This is a genomic window from Streptomyces sp. P9(2023) (assembly GCF_032436795.1).
Lineage (GTDB): Bacteria > Actinomycetota > Actinomycetes > Streptomycetales > Streptomycetaceae > Streptomyces.
On sequence record NZ_JAUPWM010000722.1, the window covers coordinates 1 to 249 of the forward strand.

General features: G+C 75.5%; 1 protein-coding gene. It reads left to right on the forward strand.

Annotated elements, in window-relative coordinates:
• Window positions 1–249: DUF4175 family protein (locus Q5762_RS39235; protein WP_315897101.1), on the forward strand; the 249-nt coding region annotated here is incomplete at both ends.

Genomic DNA, 249 nt, shown 5'->3' on the forward strand with positions numbered 1-249 from the left:
CCGAGGATGCGCTGCGTCAGGGCGACCCCGGCGGCGCGATGGAACGGCAGGCCGACGCCATCGGCGCGATGCGCGATGGGATGCGGCAATTGGGCAAGGCGCTGCGCGGAGAACAGGGCGAGGGTGAAGACGGCACTCAGGGCAGCGAGGGCCAGCCGCAAGACGGCGAGCAGGGCGGGTCGGCGGGTCGCAGCCTGGTCGCGCCCGCGCCGCGCGGTCCGGCCACGGATCCGCTGGGGCGGGCTCTTG